This window comes from Streptomyces africanus (assembly GCF_002150735.1).
In the GTDB taxonomy this organism is placed as follows: Bacteria; Actinomycetota; Actinomycetes; order Streptomycetales; family Streptomycetaceae; genus Streptomyces; species Streptomyces africanus.
Genome location: NZ_MUKA01000251.1, coordinates 1 through 17,372, shown reverse-complemented (window position 1 = coordinate 17,372; position 17,372 = coordinate 1). Strand labels below are relative to the sequence as shown.

The 17,372-nt window shown below is 71.2% G+C and carries 14 protein-coding genes; 7 read left to right on the top strand and 7 right to left on the bottom strand.

Annotated features, from left to right (window positions below; genetic code table 11):
• Nucleotides 1–19 precede the first annotated feature (19 nt).
• On the bottom strand, nt 20–973 hold the full coding sequence (locus CCL05_RS28930) for an expansin EXLX1 family cellulose-binding protein (protein ID WP_086563560.1): 954 nt from the start codon (nt 971–973) through the stop codon (nt 20–22).
• A gap of 235 nt (nt 974–1,208) precedes the next feature.
• Between CCL05_RS28930 and CCL05_RS28925 the strand changes: the two genes are divergently transcribed.
• Together CCL05_RS28925 and CCL05_RS28920 are read left to right on the top strand one after the other, a co-directional pair.
• On the top strand, nt 1,209–2,303 hold the full coding sequence (locus CCL05_RS28925; protein ID WP_086563559.1) for a glycoside hydrolase family 43 protein: 1,095 nt from the start codon (nt 1,209–1,211) through the stop codon (nt 2,301–2,303).
• A gap of 1 nt (nt 2,304) precedes the next feature.
• The gene (locus CCL05_RS28920) at nt 2,305–3,714 is read left to right on the top strand and encodes an RICIN domain-containing protein (RefSeq protein WP_086563558.1); all 1,410 of its coding nucleotides are present in this window, start codon (nt 2,305–2,307) and stop codon (nt 3,712–3,714) included.
• A gap of 17 nt (nt 3,715–3,731) precedes the next feature.
• Here the strand turns inward: CCL05_RS28920 and CCL05_RS28915 are convergent, their stop codons facing one another.
• On the bottom strand, nt 3,732–5,405 hold the full coding sequence (locus CCL05_RS28915; protein ID WP_086563556.1) for a rhamnogalacturonan lyase B N-terminal domain-containing protein: 1,674 nt from the start codon (nt 5,403–5,405) through the stop codon (nt 3,732–3,734).
• 191 nt (nt 5,406–5,596) lie between these two features.
• Between CCL05_RS28915 and CCL05_RS28910 the strand changes: the two genes are divergently transcribed.
• The 4 genes from CCL05_RS28910 (at nt 5,597) to CCL05_RS28895 (ending at nt 12,016) form a co-directional block, all read left to right on the top strand.
• On the top strand, nt 5,597–6,640 hold the full coding sequence (locus CCL05_RS28910; RefSeq protein ID WP_086563555.1) for a rhamnogalacturonan acetylesterase: 1,044 nt from the start codon (nt 5,597–5,599) through the stop codon (nt 6,638–6,640).
• 87 nt (nt 6,641–6,727) lie between these two features.
• A complete protein-coding gene (locus tag CCL05_RS28905) occupies nt 6,728–8,428 on the top strand; it encodes a DUF2264 domain-containing protein (RefSeq protein ID WP_086563554.1) in 1,701 nt (566 codons plus the stop codon).
• Nucleotides 8,429–8,591: 163 nt separating this feature from the next.
• Nucleotides 8,592–11,189: a rifamycin-inactivating phosphotransferase gene (gene rph, locus CCL05_RS28900; RefSeq protein ID WP_086563553.1), complete on the top strand. Its 2,598-nt coding sequence runs from the start codon at nt 8,592–8,594 to the stop codon at nt 11,187–11,189.
• 20 nt (nt 11,190–11,209) lie between these two features.
• A complete protein-coding gene (locus tag CCL05_RS28895) occupies nt 11,210–12,016 on the top strand; it encodes an isocitrate lyase/PEP mutase family protein (RefSeq protein ID WP_086563552.1) in 807 nt (268 codons plus the stop codon).
• Nucleotides 12,017–12,025: 9 nt separating this feature from the next.
• On the opposite strand, the gene CCL05_RS28890 is transcribed toward CCL05_RS28895, so the two are convergent.
• From CCL05_RS28890 to sigJ, 4 genes are all read right to left on the bottom strand, one after another.
• Nucleotides 12,026–12,994: a phosphotransferase enzyme family protein gene (locus tag CCL05_RS28890; protein WP_086563551.1), complete on the bottom strand. Its 969-nt coding sequence runs from the start codon at nt 12,992–12,994 to the stop codon at nt 12,026–12,028.
• Nucleotides 12,987–13,577: a TetR/AcrR family transcriptional regulator gene (locus CCL05_RS28885; protein WP_086563550.1), complete on the bottom strand. Its 591-nt coding sequence runs from the start codon at nt 13,575–13,577 to the stop codon at nt 12,987–12,989. The genes CCL05_RS28890 and CCL05_RS28885 overlap by 8 nt, the downstream gene beginning before the upstream one ends.
• Before the next feature lie 22 nt (nt 13,578–13,599).
• A complete protein-coding gene (locus tag CCL05_RS28880) occupies nt 13,600–14,919 on the bottom strand; it encodes a jacalin-like lectin (RefSeq protein WP_086563576.1) in 1,320 nt (439 codons plus the stop codon).
• Nucleotides 14,920–15,041: 122 nt separating this feature from the next.
• Nucleotides 15,042–15,947, bottom strand: a complete 906-nt coding sequence (gene sigJ / locus CCL05_RS28875) for an RNA polymerase sigma factor SigJ (protein ID WP_086563548.1) — start codon at nt 15,945–15,947, stop codon at nt 15,042–15,044.
• A gap of 103 nt (nt 15,948–16,050) precedes the next feature.
• Here sigJ and CCL05_RS28870 point away from each other — a divergent pair, with 103 nt between their 5' ends.
• Nucleotides 16,051–16,428: a hypothetical protein gene (locus CCL05_RS28870; RefSeq protein WP_086563546.1), complete on the top strand. Its 378-nt coding sequence runs from the start codon at nt 16,051–16,053 to the stop codon at nt 16,426–16,428.
• A 12-nt stretch (nt 16,429–16,440) separates the two neighbouring features.
• On the opposite strand, the gene CCL05_RS28865 is transcribed toward CCL05_RS28870, so the two are convergent.
• On the bottom strand, nt 16,441–17,208 hold the full coding sequence (locus tag CCL05_RS28865) for a hypothetical protein (RefSeq protein ID WP_086563545.1): 768 nt from the start codon (nt 17,206–17,208) through the stop codon (nt 16,441–16,443).
• Between the last annotated feature and the right edge of the window lie 164 nt (nt 17,209–17,372).

The window sequence follows — 17,372 nt, the reverse complement described above, 5'->3', positions numbered from 1 at the left end:
GAGGACCGCCGCCGACCGCTCAGTGCCGGGCGAACTGCACCCGTGTCGCCTGTTTGACGTCCGGGCGGACCGCGATGCCCTCGACGGTGAGTTGTTCGCCGTAGATGTCGGTGAGCCTCAGGGGGCCGCCGCAGCCGGTGCCGTCGGGGGAGAGGAAGTAGTTGTACTCGGTCCGGGTCAGCCGGCTCCATCCGCTGCCGGTCCTGACCTCCAGCCGGGCCAGCGGGTTGCGGTGGCCGAGTGCCTGGATGCCGCACCAGTGGCTGCTGGAGCCGGTCTTGTAGCGGAGGGAGACGGTGTCGGACGTGTCCGGGCTCAGCAGGCTCCAGGTCACCGGGATCCGGCCGGCGGAGAGACCGGCGAGCTTGGCGAAGGCCTCCTTGCTGAGGTCCAGTTGCCCCGGGGCACAGGGCAGCGGGCATTCGTTGGTGATCCGGACCGTGACGGAGGCGCCGTTCGCCGCCCGGACGAGGATGTACGCCCCGCACGCCTTGGACGTCTCGTAGTCGGTGTGGTTCATCGCCGCGACCATGAGATCGGGGCTCGGGCCGTACAGGCAGGCGCCGTCGCCGTCCGCGGCGTCGTAGTGGGTGGCGACCCCCTTGTAGGTGACCTGGGGCTGGATACGCCCCGCCAGTGGTGCCGTGCCGGACACCGGCCGCGGTGAGGAGCGCGGGGCGCTGGTGGGCGAGGGGCGCTTCGACGGGGTGGTCGCGCTCGGCGTCGGGGACGCCTTGGACGGCTTCGGCTTCGGCTTGGGCTTCTTCGGTTCGGGCTTCCGTGCCGGAGTCGTGGCCGTCGCACTCGACTGATGCCCGGCGGGCTCGGCAGCGGATCGCACGGTGTCCGGCTCGCCGTCGGGGCGGAGCACCATCACCAGGGACAACAGAAGTCCCACCGCCGCCACGCCGACGGCGGAGACGAGGACACTGCGTCGCTTGCTCGGGGGACGGCGGTGAGAACGGGATGCCACGGGTGAGTCCTTACGTGGTTCAGGACTTCGGGAGTCCAGGAGGATGCACGCTTTCACCCCGCCAGTGGCCGCAGGGGCCGGAAAGGTTGCCGGTGAGTCGTCCCGTCAGACCCGTTGACCTCCTGGTGGCACACCCTTACCTTTTCGGCGTTCGTAATGACAGATGGCGTTCGAAATGTCAGACGACGTGTCGGACGACGCCGTGTGTCCCCCAGTGAGAGGCAGGCCCCTCCGCATGAGCCGCGACCGCGACCACGTTCTGCCCGAACCCCCCAGCCGCAGACTGCTGCTGAAGGGCGCCGCAGCCGCCGGTGCCCTGGCCGCCGTCCCCGCCGTCCCGGGTGTGGCCCAGGCCGCCACCCCGGCCGGGCCGAAGCCGGCTCCCTTCGTGAACCCGCTCGTCCGCAACCGCGCCGACCCGCACATCAACCGGCACAAGGACGGCTTCTACTACTTCACCGCCACCGCCCCCGAGTACGACCGCATCATCCTGCGCCGCTCCCGGACCCTGAACGGCCTGGGCACGGCGGACGAGTCCGTGATCTGGCGCGCCCACCCCACCGGCAACATGGGCGCGCACATCTGGGCCCCCGAACTGCACCGCATCGGCGGCAAGTGGTACATCTACTTCGCTTCAGCGCCCGCCGAGGACATATGGGCGATCCGCATATGGGTGCTGGAGAACGCCCATCCCAACCCCTTCAAGGGCACCTGGGTGGAGAAGGGCCAGGTGAAGACGGCCTGGGAAACGTTCTCCCTGGACGCCACCACCTTCACCCACCGGGGCAAGCGCTACCTCGCCTGGGCGCAGCACGAGCCCGGGCTGGACAACAACACCGGCATCTTCCTGTCCGAGATGGCGAACCCCTGGACCCTGAAGGGCCCTCAGGTCCGGCTCTCCACCCCGGAGTACGACTGGGAGTGCATCGGCTTCAAGGTCAACGAGGGACCGTACGTCCTCAAGCGCAACGGCCGTCTCTTCATGACCTACTCGGCCAGCGCCACCGACTTCAACTACTGCATGGGCCTGCTGACCGCCGACGCCGACAGCCACCTCCTGGACCCCATGAGCTGGTCCAAGTCGCCGACGCCGGTCTTCACCAGCAACGACACCACCAAGCAGTACGGCCCCGGCCACAACTGCTTCACCGTCGCCGAGGACGGCCGCACCGACGTCCTCGTCTACCACGCCCGCCAGTACAAGGAGATCAACGGCGACCCGCTGAACGACCCCAACCGCCACACCCGCATCCAGAAGCTCGGCTGGAAGCCGGACGGCACCCCGGACTTCGGCATCCCGGTGGCCGACACCGTGAAGGCGGGTGACTGAGATGAGAGGCGCGTACGCGGTCCTCCTCGCCCTGTGCCTGGGTGTGTTCGGCGCCCTCGCCACCGCCGGTCCCGCCCAGGCCGCGCCCCAGACCATCCCCAACGGCACCCAGTTCAAGGACACCTCGGGCAACCCCGTCCACGCGCACGGCGGCGGAGTCCTCAAGGTCGGCTCTTACTACTACTGGTTCGGCGAGCACCGCAACGCCGACAACACCTTCCGGTACGTCGACGCCTACCGCTCGACCGACCTGAAGAACTGGGAGTTCCGCAACCACGTCCTGACCGAGGCAAGCGACCCGGAGCTGGCGACCGCCAACATCGAGCGGCCGAAGGTCATGTACAACGCCTCCACCGGCAAGTTCGTGATGTGGATGCACAAGGAGAACGGCACCGACTACAGCGAGGCCCGTGCCGCCGTAGCCGTCTCCGACACCGTCGACGGCAACTACACCTGGAAGGGCAGCTTCCGCCCGCTCGGCCAGCACATGTCCCGCGACATCACGGTCTTCGTCGACACCGACGGCGCCGGGTACATGGTCTCCGCCGCCCGCGAGAACTACGACCTCCAGATCTACCGCCTCACCGCCGACTACATCGGTATTGCGAGCCTGGTCGCCAACCCCTGGCCGGGCGGCCACCGCGAGGCTCCGGCCCTGTTCAAGCGGAACGGCGTGTACTTCATGCTGACCTCGGGCGCCACGGGCTGGAACCCCAACCAGCAGCAGTACGCCACGGCCACGAACATCGCCGGGCCCTGGTCGGCCATGAAGAACATCGGCGACTCGACGGCGTACGGCTCGCAGACCGCCTATGTCCTTCCGGTACAGGGCGGTTCGGGCACCTCGTACCTCTACCTGGGCGACCGCTGGGGCAACTCCTTCGGCGGGACCGTCAACGACTCGCGGTACGTCTGGCTGCCGCTGACCTTCTCCAACTCGACCACGATGGCCATGAACTGGTCGCCGGAGGTCACCGTCGACACGGCCGCCGGGACCGTCTCCGGCACGAGCGCCACATACAACACCCTCGTCGCCCGCCACTCCTCCAAGTGCGCGGACGTGACCAGCCAGTCGCTGTGGGCGGGTGCCCAGCTCAAGCAGTACGACTGCAACGGCGGCACCAACCAGAAGTACTGGTTCAAGTCCGTCGGAAGCGGTTACTACCAGCTGATGGTCAGGAACAGCTCCCTGTGCGTACAGGAGAACGCGAGCACGGTCACGCAGGAGAACTGCTCCTCCGCGACGAGCCAGCAGTGGTCGCTGACCACCACCGGCTCGTACGTCAACGTGAAGTCCCGCGCGTCCGGCGAGTGCCTGGACGTGAACGGCGCGTCCACTGCCAACGGTGCCGCGCTCATCACGTACACGTGCAACGGAGGCACCAACCAGCAGTGGACGCGCGGGACATGACAACCCCGTGACGGCGGCTAGGCCAGCAGGTCGATCGCGTCGACCGCCGTCCCCGCGCTGAGGAAGCCGGTCGTCCCCGACCCGCTCACCACGTCGATCCTGAGCACGTTGTACTGGCTCGGGTCCGTCTTCCAGGCGGACGCCGGGACGTTGTACATGAACGTGTGGTTGTTGCCGCGGTACGAACCGTTGGTCAGCGACCGGGTGTTCGGCTGGGTGGGCGGGGACGGGATGGCCGAGGTCCAGGTGTCGTTGACGGTGACCTGGGGCCGGCCGTTCGCGTACGCCGTCGTCACGCCGATGCGCAGGGTGTGCGCGGCCGCCGCCTGGGCCGCCGTCAGCCTGAAGTACACGAGGATCCCGCTGTTGACGTCCTTCCAGAGGTAGCAGGGGAAGGCCGCGGTCTCGCCGTCGCCGATGACGACGTTCCCCGTCCAGGACGCGGCCCGTACGTCGGACGGATGCGCGTACGTCATCAGGTCCGCGTTCTTGAACCCGCCCGGCGTGCCGTTCCAGTCCCCGATCCGCCAGATCGCGCTCGCGTTGGAGGGGTCGTTGGAGGACGGGATCGCGATCGTGTTCAGGGTGGTCGTGCCGCCCGCCGACACGCTCACCGACGTGGTGTACACCGCCAGCTCGCCCTTGTAGACGGTCAGCGTGTACGTGCCCGGCAGCACACCCGGGATGGAGAAGAAGCCGTCCGAGGCACGCGCCGGACCCCAGTACTGCGCCGCCGCGTTGGCGAGGCCCACGGTGTACGGGTACGCCGTGTTCCGCCCGGATATCCCGACCCCCGCCACCTTGCCCCGGCCGCTCGCCGGCACGTACCCGGCGATGCCGAGCGAGTCGGCCCACGGCGTGGTCAGCGTGCCCGGGAACAGCGCCGAGGAGGGCGCCCCGCCGTCCGTGAAGGCGATGACGTACGGGCCCTGGAGGCCGAACCGCTGGTCCTCGGTCTGGTTCTGGCCGTAGTAGAGGATCTCGTACAGGCCGCCGCCGTCCGCGCTCTGGTGGCGCAGCAGCGAGCGGTAGAACGGGCCGCCGGAGGCCTTCTCGTGGTTGCTGCGCACCATCCACAGACCGACGCCGCCGGCGGACCAGCCGATGTGGTCGTAGTCCATGACGCGCCGCTTGGAGTAGTGCTTGGAGCGGGTCTGCCCGTCGGACTTCCGGAACACGTCCGAGGCCTCGATGGTGGTGGGCGCGTACGTGTACGAGTCGGGCTCGTCGTTGAGGAACGCGCCCTTCTTCACGCGCACGATGTACCGGGTCGCGGAGACGGACGTGTCGGCCTTGTTCGTCCACAGGTAGACGTTGTTCTCGCCGCTGCGGGCCGCGTAGTAGTGCCGGAGGGTGCCGTGCGTGACCGAGACGAGGATCGTCGAGCCGGACTGCCTGATGCTCACGGTGGAGGCGCCGAGGCCGGACTCGATGTGCGAGTTCATGCCGCCGTAGCCCTGGTACTCCGTGCCCCGGTAGACAAGGGAGGTCAGGTCGCCGGTGGACTTGCTCACCTTGAAGACCAGTTGGGCGCCGGTGTCGACGACGTAGTTCGAGCCGTCGTCGCTCCAGCCGAAGCCGGCTGCGTGCGCCGTGCCGGTCGCCGTGCCGGTGAGGGCCGTGCCGGCGGCGGCGGTGGCGCCGAGGACGAAGGCGCGACGGCCGACCGGTCTGTTCGCGGATCCGGGCATGGGGGGTGCCTCCTTCGGGAGGTGGGGGGTTGCGGGCGAGAGCGAGAGTGACAGTTGAATCGATTTCGCGAAAGGGCTTTCGCGTGTCCGGGGCGAGCATCCTTGCGAAATCGGGCCGAGGTCTAGAAAGCGCTTGCCAGAGGCGATACGTTCAGCCGCCAGGTCTTGTCACCGTGACGGAGGAGTTGCGAGTGAGACGTTTCACCATCGGCGTGCTGGCGGCCGTGACGCTGAGCACCACCCTGTCCGCCGTACCCGCCCATGCGGGCGAGGCCGGCGGACGACCGGGCCTCGCGCACTGCACCGACGGCGCCTGCCACTTCGAGGTCCCGCCCGGCACGTACGACGTGCGGGTCGTGCTCGGCGGAAAGGCCGCGTCCGCCACCAGCGTCAGCGGCGAGACCCGCCGGTCCCTGCTGCCGGAGACGGCCGCACCGGCGGGCGAGCGCGTCACCCGCAGTTTCACCGTGAACGTCCGCACCCCCGAGGGCGAGCCCACCGGCCCCGACGGAACCCCCGGCCTCGACCTGCGCATCGGCGGCTCCGCCCCCGCCCTGGCCGGCATCGAGGTCACCCCGGCCCGGCATGCCCGCCAGATCTTCCTGGTCGGCGACTCCACCGTCTGCGACCAGCCCGGCGACCCGTACTCCGGCTGGGGCCAGCAGTTGCCCCAGTACCTCCGCCAGGGCGTGTCCGTCGCCAACTACGCCGATTCCGGCGAGAGTACGGTCTCGTATCTGGGGAACCCGCGGCTGTGGGCCACCGTACGGCCCCTGATCCGCCCCGGCGACCTGGTCCTCGTCCAGCTCGCCCACAACGACAAGACCACGGACGAGGCCACCTACCGGGCCAACCTGGAGGCGCTGGTGGCGGGAGTCCGGGAGCGGGGCGGACAGCCGGTCCTTGTCACTCCCATCGTGCGGCGCTGGTTCAACACCGACGGCACGCTGAACAACGGAACCGCGCTCCTGGTCAACGGACTGGGCGTCGACCACCCGGCGGTCACCCGCTCCGTCGCCGCCGCGCAGGACGTCCCGCTGATCGACCTCACGGCCAAGACGAAGGCGCTCGTCGAGTCCCTGGGCGTGGAGAGCTCCAAGGCCCTGTACCTCACCAACGAGGCGCGGGACAACACGCACACCTCCGTGCGCGGTGCGACGGCCTACGCGGGCCTGGTCCGCGACGAACTCGTCACCCGGCATCTGGTGCCCAAGGGCAAGGTGCGGGTGGGATGAACCCCTGGGGCGCCCCGACCGGAACCGGGGCGCTCCAGGTCCAGCCCGTTCGCCTGTTCCGACCTGTCCCAGCACGAAAGAGACGCGATGCAGCTGCCTCCCGCCGACCGCACGGCCTCCTCGTTCACCGGCTACACCCGCGCCCACTGGGAGGCGGCGGCCGACGCCCTGCTCAGCGCCGTCGAGCCGTACGCGACCGAGGACCGCGCGCTCTACCACCTGCCCGGCGACCGCACCAGCTGGTCCGGCCGCCTCTCCGACGGCCTGGAGGGCTACGCCCGCACGCTGCTGCTGGCCGCCTTCCGCCGCGACGAGAAGGCCCTGGAGCGCTACGCCGACGGCCTGGCCGCCGGCGTCTCGGGCGTCTGGCCCCGCATCGAGGACCGCAGCCAGCCCCTGGTGGAGGCGGCGTCGATCGCACTCGCCCTGCGGCTGACCCGGGAGCAGCTGTGGGACCGGCTGGACGACGGAGTACGCCAGCGGGCGGCGGCCTGGCTCGGCGACGCGCTCAGCGCCGAGGCCTGGCCCTGCAACTGGGAGCTGTTCCCGGTCACGGTGGGCGGCTTCCTGGCGGAGATCGGCCACGAGCCGGACGCGTCCCGCGCGGCGATCGACCGCGGCCTGGAGCGCATCGAGCAGTGGTACCTGGGCGACGGCTGGTACACCGACGGCGACGGCCGCAAGTTCGACTACTACAACGGCTGGGCGATGCACCTCTACCCGGTGCTGCACGCCTGGCTGGAGCGCGACGAGCGCCTGCTGGACCTCTACGGCGCGCGTCTCGAACGCCACCTCTCCGACTACGCCCGCCTGTTCGGCGGCGACGGCGCCCCCCTGCACCAGGGCCGCTCCCTGACCTACCGCTTCGCGACGACGGCACCGCTGTGGCTGGGTGCGCTGACCGGCCGTACGCCGCTCTCCCCGGGCGAGACCCGGCGCCTGGCCTCGGGAGCACTGCGCTACTTCCTCGACCGGGGCGCGGTCGACGACCGGGGCCTGCTGTCCCTGGGCTGGCACGGACCCGACGAGTCGGTCCTCCAGGGCTACTCGGGCCCGGCCTCCCCGTACTGGGCGAGCAAGGGCTTCCTCGGCCTGCTCCTGCCGCCCGGCCACGAGGTGTGGACGGCGGCGGAGGAACCGGCCCCGGCCGAACGCGCGGACTCGGTCACCCCCGTCGGGCCTCCCAACTGGCTGCTGCAGTCCACCCGTTCCGACGGTGTGGTCCGCCTGCACAACCACGGCAGCGAGGACGTCCGCTACGACCCGTACTACACGCGCCTGGCCTACTCGACCGTGACGACTCCCTCCTCGTCGTCCTCGTCCCAGGACAACAGCGTGCTCCTCGGCGACGACCCGAGCCGCACCGGCATCGAACCGCTCGGCGTCGGCGAGGGCTGGGCGGCCTCGCGGCACACCGCGGGCGGGGGAGCCCGGGTGACGAGCGTGGTGCTGGCACACGGGGCGGCGGAGGTGCGGGCGCATCGGGTGACGGGCGCGGAGCCCGGGACGCCGGTGCGGATCACCGGCTGGCCGGCGGGAGAGGGCCTGCGGGCCGAACTCCTGCCCGCCGCGGGCCTCGACGACACCCTCAGCGGCGTCACCGGCGAGGACGCCACGCTCTTCGTCGCCCTGGCCCGGCTCACGCGGGAGCCGGACCCGGTCCCGCTGGCGGAACTGGTCTCCGTGCGCGTGGACGAGACAGGGCTGGTCGAGGTGCGCTGGAGCGACGGGGACGGAGCGCGGGTCCGGCTGGACGATGCGGGAGTGCAGGTAGCGCCGCTCACCTGACGCGCCGACCCTGCGAAACCGCCCCCGACATGGCAAAGGCAAGGAGAGAACTCTCCTTGCCACTCTCAACTTATAGCGCACAGGGGGACTTGCCGCAAGGCCCCGGTCACACCGCAGAATCGTCGGCCTGTGCCACACACTGCGGAAATGGGGAACGCGTCGGATGGCTGAGCACTACGTGCGGGATCTTCAGGAGATCGACGAGACACAGGTCGCCGTCGTCGGCGGCAAGGGGGCGCACCTGGGCGGGCTCTCGCGGATCGAGGGCGTCCGCGTGCCGGCCGGCTTCTGCGTGACGACCGACGCCTTCCGGCGGATCCTGGCGGAAGCGCCGTCGATGGACGAACTGCTCGATCAGTTGTCACGCCTGGACCCGGACGACCGGGAGGCGGTCCGCACGCTCAGCGCGCGGATCCGCCGGACCGTCGAGGAGATCGCCATCCCGGGCGATCTCGCCGCGGCGATCACCGGCGCCCTCGCCCGGCACGGCGAACAGGCCGCCTACGCCGTCCGCTCCAGCGCGACGGCGGAGGACCTGCCGACGGCCTCCTTCGCCGGCCAGCAGGACACCTACCTGAACGTCGTGGGGCCGACGGCGGTCCTCCAGCACGTCAGCCGGTGCTGGGCCTCGCTGTTCACCGAACGGGCCGTGACCTACCGTCGGCGCGGCGGCATCGACCACCGTACGGTCCAGATGGCCGTGGTCGTGCAGCGGATGGTCTTCCCGCAGGCGGCCGGCATCCTGTTCACGGCCGACCCCGTCACGGGCAACCGGAAGGTGGCCACCGTGGACGCCGGCCTCGGCCTGGGCGAGGCCCTGGTCTCCGGCCTGGTGAACCCGGACGTCTTCACGGTGCGCGACGGCCAGGTCGTCGCCAGGACGATCGCCGTCAAGGAGCGTGCCCTGCACGCCCTGCCGGACGGCGGTACGCGGGACGTGGCGATCGACGCGCCGCGGCAGAAGGAGCCGGCGCTGACGGATGAGCAGGTCGTGCGGCTCGTGCGGCTCGGGCGGCGGATCGAGACGCACTTCGGCCGCCCGCAGGACATCGAATGGTGCCTGGACGGCGATGACTTCCACATGGTCCAGAGCCGGCCGATCACCACGCTGTTCCCCGTCCCCGAGACCGGCGACCAGGAGAACCACGTCTATGTCTCCGTCGGTCACCAGCAGATGATGACCGACGCCATGAAGCCCTTGGGGCTGTCCATGTGGCGGCTGACGGCCATGGCCCCGATGCACGAGGCCGGCGGGAGGCTGTTCGTCGACGTCACCCGCCGCCTGGCCTCGCCCGCGAGCCGCGCCGCCCTCCTCGACCTCGTCGGGAGAGGCGATCCGCTGGTCAGGGACGCGCTGGAGACCGTCCTCGACCGCGACGACTTCGTCCCGTCGCTCCCCGACGCGGGCCCCGGCGGGCCGCCTCCCGGGCACGCGCCCGCACCGATCGAGACCGACCCGGCCATCGTCACCGAGCTGATCGAGCGCAGCCGGGCGTCCATCGCCGCCCTGGAGCGCGACATCCGGACGAAGACCGGGCCAGCGCTGTTCGACTTCCTGCTGAAGGCCTTCGAGGAGCACAAGCGAGTCCTCGGTGATCCGCTGAGCATGCAGGTGATCATGGCGGGCATGGAGGCCACATGGTGGCTCAACGACAAGCTGCAGGAGTGGCTGGGCGAGAAGAACGCGGCTGACACGCTCACCCTGTCCGCCCCCGACAACATCACCTCGGAGATGGGACTGGCGCTGCTCGACGTCGCGGACGTCATCCGCCCCCATCCGGAGGTGGTGGCCTTCCTGGAGGGCGTCGAGGACGACGGCTTCCTGGACGAGCTGGTGAAGCTCCCGGGCGGGAGCGAAGCACGCGACGCCATCGAGACCTACCTCGACCGGTACGGCATGCGTTGTGTCGGCGAGATCGACATCACGAGGCCGCGCTGGCGCGAGCGCCCCAGCACGCTCGTGCCCGTGATCCTCGACAACGTCAGGCACTTCGAGCCGGGCGCCGCCGGGCGCCGCTTCGAGGAAGGCCGGCAGAAGGCGCTCAAGCAGGAACAGGACGTGCTGTCACGCCTGCGGGCCCTGCCGGACGGGGAGAGCAAAGCCGACGAGACCAAGCGGATGATCGACCGGGTCCGCACCTTCATCGGGTACCGGGAGTACCCGAAGTACGGCATCGTCAGCCGTTACTTCGTCTACAAGCAGGCCCTGATGAGGGAGGCCGAGCGCCTGGTGCGGGCGGGCGTACTCGCCGAGAAGGAGGACGTCTTCTACCTCACGTTCCAGGAACTCCACGACGTCGTGCGCTCGCACCAGGTGGACGACCGGCTCGTCCAGCAGCGCAAGGAGGCGTTCCGGTCGTACGAGGCGCTCACACCGCCCCGCGTGCTGACCTCGGACGGTGAGGCCGTCACGGGGGCGTACCGGCGCGACGACGTGCCGGCCGGTGCCCTGGTCGGCCTGCCGGTGTCCGCCGGGACCGTCGAGGGGAGGGCCCGCGTCATCCTCGACATGGCGGAGGCCGATCTCCAGGAGGGCGACATCCTGGTCACGACCTACACGGACCCCAGCTGGTCGCCGCTGTTCGTCTCCGTCGCGGGCCTGGTGACGGAGGTGGGCGGCCTGATGACCCATGGTGCGGTGATCGCCCGGGAGTACGGCTTGCCGGCCGTGGTGGGCGTGGACCAGGCCACCCGGCTGATCCGGGACGGGCAGCGGATCCGCGTGCACGGGACCGACGGGTACGTCGAGCTCCTTTCCTGACCGCTCGTTAGCGTGGCCCCATGACCGTTGATCCGAATGATCCGAAGCAGACACCGGCGGCGGGGGCCCGCTCCGCCTTCGCCGCCCTTCACCACGCCGAGGAGCCCCTCCTGCTGCCCAACGCCTGGGACTGCGCGTCCGCGCGGGCCCTGGCCGGGCAGGGGTTCGGGGCGATCGGGACGACGAGCCTGGGCGTCGCCGCGGCCGCGGGCCTGCCCGACGGCGCGGCGGCGACCCGCGCGGAGACGCTCCGGCTGGCCCGCGACCTCGGCTCGGAGCCGTGGCTGTTGTCCGTGGACGCCGAGGGCGGCTTCAGCGACGACCCGGACGAGGTGGCGGAGTTCGCGCGCGAGCTGTACGCCGTCGGGGTCGCCGGCGTCAACCTGGAGGACGGACTCGGGCCCGCCGACCGGCACGCGGCGAAGATCGCCGCCGTCAAGGAGGCCGTCCCCGGCCTCTTCGTCAACGCCCGCACCGACACCCACTGGCTCGGCGACGGCGACGCCACGGACACCTTCGCCCGGCTCGACGCCTACCAACAGGCGGGCGCGGACGGCGTGTTCGTCCCGGGCCTCACCGACCTGCGGCAGATCACCGCCCTGGTGCGCCACGTGCACGCACCCCTGAACATCCTCTACTCACCGGCCGGCCCCGCCGTCTCCCACCTCGCCGACGCCGGCGTACGCCGGATCAGCCTCGGCTCGCTGCTGTACCGGCGGGCGCTGGGCGCGGCCCTGGAGGCGGTGGCGGAGATCCGGGCCGGCCGGACGCCGGCCGGCCCGACCCCGTCGTACGAGGACGTGGCCCGGCAGGTCGCACCGCGGTAGGCCGCCGCGTCAGGTGTCGAGCGCGGCGACCAGCAGCGACACGGCAGCGAGGTCCGGCAGGCTCCCCAGGCAGGCGACGACCTGCCGGCCCGCGAACTCGCGCTGCGCCGCGGTCACCGCCGGATCGACGGCGCACTCGGCCTGCACACGGATGTAGTTCAGGTCCGTGGCGAAGAGCATCGAGAACGACTCCGGGCCGGTGACCCGGGCCCCGCCCCCGGCCTCGCGGTAGGCCCGGGCCAGCCGCCGGGCGGCCGCGATGTCCACCTCGCCCCGGCCCGACCACACGTACAGGGCACGCGCGAACTCCCGTTCCGCCGAGACCGGCCCGGCGTTGTCCCAGTCGAGGAGGACCGGCCCGGCCGGGCCCACCAGGACGTTCTGGGGCTGGAGGTCGAGGTGCGAGGTCACGAGGCCGCCGGGGTCCGACGGCGTCACCCAGTGCGCCAGCCGGGGCGCGCAGGTGGCGATGAAACGGCCCAGCTCGTCCGCCCACGGCAGGCCGGCGCCCCGCACCTTCTTGAGGACGTCCTCCCAGTCGGCCTCGTCGGGACACCGTTCGTACCAGTCGTCCGGCGTCTCGACGGCGCCCTCACCGGCCCGGTGCAGCAGCGCCATGGTCCGGCCGAACCAGTCCAGGACGTCCGGGTCGGAGGCGTCGGCGCGGGTGCCGTCGACCCAGTCGTACAGCTTCACGTACGACCCGCCCGAGCCGAGCCGGGAGACGTGCGCGCCCTCCCGGTTCGGGTGGAGCCGGGGCGAGGCGATGCCCAGGTCCGCCGCGGAATCCCGGAGCGCGGCCTCGCGGCGGACCTGCGCCTCGTCGCAGCCGAAGAGCAGCTCCTTCACGGCCCAGGAGGAGCCGTGTCCGGAGAGCTTCCAGATCTGGCCCAGGGCGCCCCGCGTGACGGGCGTCATCGTCCAGGGGCCGGTGCCGAGCGAGTAGATCTCCGCTATGGAGCCGGCTGTGTCACGCATCGGTCGTCCTCTTCTCGCGGGGCCAGTTCTGCAGCAGTACGTGCAGGGCGTCGATCGCCCGGTCCCAGGACGCCTGTACGTCCCGGGGCGCGCCGAAGGCGCCGGTGGACTCCAGGGCGCAGTAGCCGTGGAAGGTGCTGCGCAGCAGGCGCACGGCGTCGGTGAGGTCGGGTTCCTCCAGGCCGTAGGCGCGCAGCATGCCGTAGGTGACGTCGGCCGTGCGGCGCATCGCGGGGGAGTCCGCGAGGAGGTCCTGGTCGATCGCGAGCTGGGTCGCCGCGTACCGGCCGGGGTGTTCCAGGGCGTAGGCCCGGTAGGCGCCGGCGAAGGCGCCGAGCGTGTCCCGGCCGGGCTCCCGCCCCTCGACCGCCGCCGCGATCCGGTCGATCATCTCGCCGCCCGCGAGGAGGGCCAGACGGGTGCGCAGGTCCTTCAGGTTGCGGACGTGCGTGTAGAGACTCGCGTCCTTCACGCCGAAGCGGCGGGCCAGGGCGGAGAGGGTGACGTGGTCCAGGCCGGCCTCGTCGGCGAGGTCGGCCGCGGCGGCGACGAGGCGGTCGGGGGTGAGGCCGGCTCTGGGCATGAGGGAAGAGCGTAGTACGCGCTCAGCGGATCGGCGCGTAGATCACCCCCAGCTTGTCGATCTCCTCGCCCGCGCGGCCCGTGAAGCCCGCGATCTGCCAGCCGGAGGGGGCGGTGAAGGTCTTCGCGTCGGACGTGGCCGTGCCGGCGGACAGGGTGCGGTCGCGGTCCGTCGTGAAGGACGCCGAGAAGATCCGGGTGCGGCCGTCCTTCTGGCCCTGTGTCAGCTTCACCGAGGTCAGGTGCTCGCCCTGGGCCAGCGTCAGCGAGGCCGCCGTGCCGCCCGTGCCGCCGTGGGTGAGGGCCGTACCGCCGTCGTGGGTCAGGGACACCGCGTCCAGGCGGGTGGCGCCGCGCAGGGTGAGGGTGCGGGGGGTGGGGTTCGCCGGCAGGTCGTCCGCGTCGTTGAAGGCCGTGCCGTGCGGGCCGCCGGTGAAGTCGCTCGCGCGCAGGGACGGGTTGAGGGTGTAGGAGAAGCCGACCGTGTGCGGGAAGTGGTCGGAGAGGTGCTTGCCGTCCGAGCGGAGGAAGGCCTTCCAGTCGTTGGCGTAGCGGGTCGCGTTCAGGGTCAGCAGCTTGCTGCCGCGGTACAGGACCTTGTCCACGACCTCGCAGTCGTTCGCCGGTGCCGCCTCGTCGCAGACCAGCGCGTCACCGCCCTGGGCCGGGGGCGTGCCGCCCTTCACCAGCTTCACCCAGGCGTCCGTCAGGCCGTTCTCGGACAGCAGGGTGCGGATGTTGTCGCCGGTGCGGGTGTACCGCGTGTTCGTGTCGCCCATGACGATGACCGCGTTGCCCGCCGAGTTCGCCTGGATGAAGTCCGAGAGCTGCTCGATGTTGGCCCGGCGTGCGGCGAGCGCGTCGTCGGTCGTGTCGGCGTTGGTGTGGACGTTGTACAGGTCGACGAAGGCACCCTCCGCGAGCCTGACCCGGGCCAGCGAAAAGCCCTTGGGTGTCAGGCAGTTGGTGCCCGTGCAGTCCTTCCACTTGACCCGCTCGAAGTCCTCGAAGGGGTGGTTGGAGAGGGTGTTGAGCCCGTCGCCGAAGGCCGCGCCACCGCTGGTCGCCGTGCGGTACGGATGCTTGTCGTTGGCGTACAGCGAGGCGTGGTAGTTGAAGTCCTCCTGCACGTTCACGATGTCGTACGGCCCGAGCCGCCGCCCGATCAGCGGGGTGTTGGTCTCGGGATCGCTGTCACCGAGTCCCAGGGGCAGGCCCGCGACGTTGTACGTCAGCACGTTGAAGGAGCCGGAGTCCGCGGCGACGGCGGGTGTCGCGGAGGTCGCGGTCAGTCCGGTGAGGGTCAGAGCGGCAGCGGCGAGGGTGCCGAGGAGTCGTCTCATGGTGGGGGTGTCTCCGGTCGGGGAGGCGGAGCAGGACATGAACGATGCTCAGGTTCATGCCAACTCGGGTGGTGCGCAAGGGACTCGAGGGAAACAGTTGAAGATGAAACGGCGGACCGGGGCTACGACCCCGCCCACGGCCGCAGCTTCTCCGGGGTGCGGACCGCCCAGATCCGGGTGACGCGCCCGTCGGCGATGTCGAACGCGGCCACGGTCATGACGACGCCGTCCCGCTGGGCCACCAGGCCCGGCACGCCATTGACCGTCCGCTCCAGGAGTTCGAGCCCCGGAGCCTTGTCGGCGATGGCGACCATGTACTGGGCGATGCGCGCGCCGCCCTCCACCGGGCGCAGGGCGGCGCCGGCCAGGCCGCCGCCGTCGGCGGTCATCACGGCGGCCGGGTCGAGGACGCCGACGAGAGCCGCGATGTCCTTGCTCTCCCAGGCCTCTTTGACGTGCCGCACCACCTCGGCCCGGCCGGTCGCCGGCACCGGAGTACGCGCGGCGCCCACCCGCCGCCGGGCGGAGGCCGCCAGCTGCTTGCACGCCGCGGGAGTCCGGTCGAGGACGCCGGCGATCTCGGCGAACGGATAGCGGAAGACGTCATGCAGGACGAACGCCACCCGCTCGGCAGGCGTCATCGACTCCAGGACGACGAGGAAGGCCATGGACACCGACTCGTCCAGGACGATCTGGTCGGCGGGGTCCGCGGGGCCGGCGCCGCCCGCCTGGTCCCACTCGATCCGGTCGGGCAGCGGCTCGGGCAGCCACGCGCCGACATAGCGTTCCCGGCGGGCCCGCGCCGAGCCGAGCAGGTCCAGGCAGATGCGGCCGGTCACCGTCGTCAGCCAGGCGCCCGGGGACCGGATCTCCTCCTGCCGGCTGCGGGGCAGCCCGTACCAGCGGGCGTAGGCATCCTGCACCGCGTCCTCGGCCTCGGTCACCGAACCGAGCAACCGGTAGGCGACATTGATCAGTTGGCGTCGCTCACCGGCCACCCCGTCCGTGCTGCTCCCGACAGTCCCCATGCTTCCCGCCGCCCCCCTGGCCTTACCTCTCGCAGGCCCGCGTCGTCGAACTGGTGAGACCTTATCGATCGACTGCCCGAGGGCGGACAAGGGGAACTGCGACATGGCCACTCAGATGACGGCGACGACGGCGGACGTGCGGCGCGGCTCCTCGTTCCTGCGGATCGCGATCGCCCTGCAGACCCTGACCATCTTCCTCCAGGCGGTCTCCGCCGGGCTGCTGCTGACCTCGTCCTACGGAGAGACGCTGCACAGTGCCGGAGCCCGCGTGATGTACGGGGCGTCGATGCTGTACCTGCTCGCGGCCGTGCTGGCGTGGAAGCCGGGCGGCGGCTCCGCCCGGCCCGTCTGGCACGCGTCGGGTTTCCTCGTCCTCGCCTCGGTCCAGGTCGTGCTCGGCATCGCGCACGTCCCGTCGGTCCATCTCCCTCTGGGCGTCCTGATGTTCGGTCTGAGTGTGCTGGCGCTGGCCCGGCGCTGAGATCCTGGTGCGTCAGGGATGACGCAGCAGGTCCAGTTCCGTGCCCCAGGCGTCGAGCACCGGGTCGTGGCCGGCCCGCCATGCCGCCTCCTCGATGCCGGCGAAGAGGGCGCGCTGGGTGGACGGGTCGCCGTCGGCCAGGATGCGGCGGACGACCGGCAGGAGCCGGTCCGCGTCCCACCGGGGCTCGCCCAGCGGCTGCCGTTCCAGCTCCCACTGGAGGAACTTGTTGTAGGGCCGGACGCGGCGGTGCAGGGCGAAGAGCACCTCCAGCGCGTAGGGGACGGACTCGGCGGCGTCCAGGTGGCCCATGGCGGGGCGGCCGTCGCGGTGGCTCTTCAGGGAGCGGTACGTCTGGTTGACGTACGCGTCGAGCCAGCCGTCGACGGCGGCCCGGGCCTCGGTTTCGCCCAGCGTCCGTTTCTCGTCGAGGATCCGGGCGATGGTCCCGTCGAGCCGGTCGAGCAGGACCTGGGCGTGGACGTAGGAGTAGCGCGCGAAGTGGTCGGGCCGGCCGGGCATGCCACGGGTGCGGAACTCCGCCAGCGGAATGACGACGAGGTCCAGGTGGGGGGAACGGAACCAGTCCAACTCGGCGATCGGCGAGTCGTGCCGGTCCCTGAGGATCACGTGCAGGTCGTAGTCGGAGTGGACCGTCGGCATGCCCTCGTGGACCCGGGAGCCGCTGAGGACCAGCCCGGCCACGCCGGGATCGGCGGCCGCCCGTGCGGTGAAGGCGGCCAGTGTGTCCTCAGGAGTGTCGCCCAAGGTGATGTGCATGGTGATGTCTCCCCGCGGAGCGTCAGGGGTACGGGCCGGGTTCGCGTCTGCGGTGTCCGGGACACCGCCGGAGAGATCACTTCACGCTGCGGACGCTACCCCGTCCGTACCGCCCGCCGGTATCGTTTTTCACGCCCGCACGGGGGTGGCTGGGGGGCTGGGAC